This window comes from Escherichia sp. WS568 (assembly GCF_046486085.1).
Lineage (GTDB): Bacteria > Pseudomonadota > Gammaproteobacteria > Enterobacterales > Enterobacteriaceae > Escherichia > Escherichia coli.
Map to the genome: position 1 here is coordinate 1 of NZ_JBJQMC010000062.1, position 1,664 is coordinate 1,664.

1 protein-coding gene is annotated in these 1,664 nt (G+C 50.5%); it reads right to left on the reverse strand.

The features are described from left to right. Positions 1 to 1,104: 1,104 nt before the first annotated feature. Positions 1,105 to 1,581 (reverse strand): helix-turn-helix domain-containing protein, encoded by a 477-nt coding sequence (locus ACJHWR_RS25190; protein WP_000469298.1) that lies wholly within the window; start codon positions 1,579 to 1,581, stop codon positions 1,105 to 1,107. Positions 1,582 to 1,664 lie beyond the last annotated feature (83 nt).

Sequence of the window (1,664 nt, forward strand, 5' to 3'; positions counted from 1 at the left end):
TCAGTCGTTTTTCTGAATCAATAAACATGATTTTTTCCCTCTGAAAATCCCATGCACTAACGTTGGTTCAAATCTAAGCCATCATGACACATCTGTGCAACACCTTGTTGCGTGTTGTCGCATCCTGGATGCGACAACGTTGTGTCATCCTGGATGCGACAGGTAAATAAAAAACACACTAAAAAAACAACCACTTACAAATCGGCGTAAAAGATCTATTCTAGGCAAGGGTGTTGCGTGCAACGCAACGCCCTTTGGGGGTGTCGGGGCGAAGCCCTGACCCAGTCACGTAGCGATAGCGGAGTGTATACTGGCTTACTCCTCTGCAAGCCTTACCAGCTGTGATTTTTGCCAGATTTCACGCTCTCAACGTTCAACAGCTCCATCATGGTTTTGCCGTCCGTTCACCGCTAAAACGCCTCAGAAATCGGGACAGGATGTGCAAATGTAATACCGTCACCCGCGACGATATTCCGTTTGCCATCTGGTCAGGGCTTCGCCCCGACACCCCGCATCAGTGCGTACGTGCTCAATGTGGTTTCCGGTTCTCTTCCGCTTCCTCGCCCACTCGCTCACTAACGTTCGGTCGCTGGGGCTGCGGCGAGCGGTGCCACCTCTCGCATGTTGTCGGTGATCCCGGTGTTGTTCTTTTGGGGATGAGTCGCCAGATAGCCCCTCAAACGCGCTCAAAAGCTCTCAGACGCACGAAACGGGTTTTAGATGCCCGCCAGGGCATGGAAGGCGCGAAAAACGCTTACAGAGGCTCTCAGGAGGTCAAGCGCGCCGATACCCCTAACCAGGGGCTTTCAGGTCGCCAGGAACCGCGCCAGCCCACTGCAAAGCCCATTTGCACGGAACAGGCAGCCATGCGGTTGGTAGGTGGTCGTAGACCGTCGGTGTTGCAGCGATGGGGGTCTGGGGTTCTCCCCAGACGGTTTCCGGTAGCGCTCAAGGCGCTGCCGGAACCGTGGCGGCTCGGTTTTTTCTGGAGAACGGGGAGCAAAAACACGCAAAGGATTTTGAGGCGGCAAAAGAGCAATGCAGGATAGACAATCATGGTCAGAACGTTAACACGTAGCCCCTGATTGTCCGCCTGCCGCTAGCTCAATTTGAAAACATGGCCATGATTCGGCGCTGAATATCACCGTCTTTGTTGACCAGTGTTTTAGTGACAAACGCTGCATGGTTTTTCGTAGTGTTGTATCCCTTCCAGACTTCATGTGGATCGAGGGCATACGCACAAACCTTACCAGCAACGGGGATTCTAACTAATGCATTTTTTGATTCTAAGTAATTGAGCCACCGAATAATTGTGCTTCTGCTAACTCCAAGTTTTTCAGCTAGGAATTGCTGATCCGCAACGACAGCGCCACACGTAGGATCGATATGCTCCGCTAAAAATGAGTACAGCTTCAGTGCTGATATGCCTTGGCTATCCTTCAGCAGCTCTCGAACACGTTCCCAACCTTTTGGGGATACCTGTGTAAACCTTGAATTTTTCTTTGCTTCTTCGAGATCCTCGGTGTTTTTCTTTGCCTCATCTGAAAGTTGTTTCAGTCGTTTTTCTGAATCAATAAACATGATTTTTTCCCTCTGAAAATCCCATGCACTAACGTTGGTTCAAATCTAAGCCATCATGACACATCTGTGCAACACCTTGTTGC

Coding starts and splice junctions, on each gene's coding strand:
- ACJHWR_RS25190 (WP_000469298.1), bottom strand. CDS start 1,581: ATGTTTATTGATTCAGAAAAACGACTGAAACAACTTTCAGATGAGGCA.